The sequence below is a fragment of the Aeromonas sp. HMWF015 genome, assembly GCF_963878965.1.
Lineage (GTDB): Bacteria > Pseudomonadota > Gammaproteobacteria > Enterobacterales > Aeromonadaceae > Aeromonas > Aeromonas veronii.
In genome coordinates this window covers 1-2,220 of sequence record NZ_CAWNZT010000266.1, presented here as the reverse complement: position 1 = coordinate 2,220, position 2,220 = coordinate 1, and the positions used below count along the sequence as shown (strand labels likewise).

The 2,220-nt window shown below is 51.5% G+C and carries 3 protein-coding genes; all 3 read right to left on the bottom strand.

The window, feature by feature from the left end; genetic code table 11:
* Positions 1–300: 300 nt before the first annotated feature.
* Complete coding sequence (gene sodC / locus AACS18_RS14105) at positions 301–819, bottom strand: superoxide dismutase family protein (RefSeq protein ID WP_219927971.1); 519 nt, start codon at positions 817–819, stop codon at positions 301–303.
* Between the two features lie 28 nt (positions 820–847).
* Positions 848–1,378 carry an ankyrin repeat domain-containing protein gene (locus AACS18_RS14100; RefSeq protein ID WP_108612498.1) on the bottom strand — a complete coding sequence of 177 codons (531 nt, stop codon included), beginning with the start codon at positions 1,376–1,378 and terminating at the stop codon, positions 848–850.
* A gap of 115 nt (positions 1,379–1,493) precedes the next feature.
* On the bottom strand, positions 1,494–2,220 hold a 727-nt coding region (locus AACS18_RS14095), incomplete at its 5' end, for a catalase (protein WP_146184765.1).

Genomic DNA, 2,220 nt, shown 5'->3' with positions numbered 1-2,220 from the left:
ACATAATACCAATTTAACAAAACATTCGAATTAAAAAACCTGAGACTATATTTTATATGTTTTCTCATAGTTCTCTTGACGATATCACTAAACCAACATCAGTTATAACAATATGTAAGCTCACATCGACAAGTTGTTCGACCCAAGTAGGATTACCCTAACTGACTCTGACTACCTGCGGTTCGTCTAGTCCAGCATCAAGCAAGCTCAGCAGAAGTCAGGGGGATGAGTTACCCCTGAGCGTCAGCCTTTTTGATCCCAAGCAAGTCATTTACCTCGCCCAACACCGTGAAATTATATTCATGGGATGATACCGCATACAACTCTCGGTCCACCGCCACCAAGGGGGGCTGGGTGATCTGAGTGGTTGTCACCGCCTTCATGAATCATCAAGGCCTTACCACTCAGTTCCGCCAGGGTCAGGCGTGGTGCCAAAACTGGTTGAACAGCGTTACCTACCTCATCGACATAGAGAGGTGGTAAATCTCCCTTGTGGACATTATCCTGCCAAGGGGCGCCATGGCGCCCTGTTTGCTGGGGATCATAGTGACCACCCGCCGCGCCACCCGCAACGCTTTGCCCATCCTTAATACTGCTGTCGCAGCTCCCGTTTGCGTGCACATGGAATCCATGCAAACCTGCAGGCAAAGAGGACAGTGCCGGAGTAAAGACTGCTCCATATGGACTTTCACTCAACTCTACTTGCCCAACGACAGCCCCGCTGGCCAGATCCTTCATCGTCACACTAGCTGCAGTGGCATTGAAGCTTACTACCAACACTGCAGCAAGCATCACCTTACTCATTCGGTTATTCATCATTCTTCCCCTTGCTCTATTACATCGAGGGTTAGTTACCCTCGATGTAATTGCCTTCCCCAGCACCAGTTGCCAGAGCGCGAAACCGCTCGCCCTGTCCAAAATGCTCGGCAAACTGAGCCGCCGTCATCGTGCTTTTATCGGTAACAGGCTCATCAGCACGTTTATCACTATCCCAATCACAATCAATGGCATATAGGGTTTTCGCAATACGCCATTCACCTTTGATCACCGCCCCCATTAATGCGGTATGACCTCGTTTGTCACGCAAGCAAGGGTCGGCCCCTCTTTCGAGAAGAGACTTCACTGCCTCCGACTGCCCTTGGTAAGCGGCAATCATCAGTGCGGTGTAACTCTGCTCATTGCGCTCATCGATCGGGAAGCCAGCTTTTACAAATTCATTCAGAACACTCACCTCTCCGCTGCGCGCAGCGGCAAAGAAATATTCTTGTAAACTGGTAGGCTGCAATTGCTCCGCCTCTGTCGGCTCGCTACCCCAGGCAGGTTCAGACAACCCCACAAGCACCACAAGCAAACTCAGCAGCAAACGGTTAGGTACCATCCTGCACTCCTTCAACATAATGCCTGCAAGGCCCGGTTCATGATTGCAGGCAGGAACAAGTGGGCCCTGCAGGACTTACCGAGTTACCCCCACCGCCTGCCTGGCGGGGGCAAAATTAGAGTTTGCTCGCGAGTTGTTTGACCTGCTGCTCATCCCCCTTAACGGCACGAGTTAGGGCCATACCATAATCACTATCTGCTTTGTAAAAGTGGGCCAGCATCTTGTGCTTCACTCCACTGTCACGCACAGCACCGAGATCGGCAGCCAAGTTGCGCACGAGATTAGTCTTTCCTTTAGCATCGAGAGAGCGATAGAAATTGCCGGCTTGGCTGAAGTTATCGGTTTTCTCGATCTGCTTTTGCTGAACTGTACCCTCTAGCGCTGTCGTTACTGCACGCGCCTCTGCCACCATGGTCTTAGGTGCCTGGCTGCTCGGTTCATAGTTCACGTTGCTGATTGTATTGCCAATGTTCATGGCACCATCCTGGTTGTTACTCACAACCGGCACCAAAGGGCGGTTGATAGGCAACTGTTGATGGTTTGCTCCGAGACGGTAGAACTGGGTGTCACTGTAGGCGAACAGACGCCCCTGAAGCAGACGGTCTTCGGAAGGTTCGATACCAGATATCAGGTTGGCCGGAGCAAAGGCAGACTGTTCGGTTTCCTGGAAAAAGTTGTCAGGCATTCGATTGAGGGTCATGGTCCCTATCTTCTGCTCAGGTACCCCCTCCCACACCTTAGTAGCGTCCAGCGGGTTGTAGCTAAAGTCGTTCAGCTGAGAGGGCTTTAACACCTGAATAGCCAGATCCCATTTCGGGTAGTCGCCGGCCTTGATGGCACTG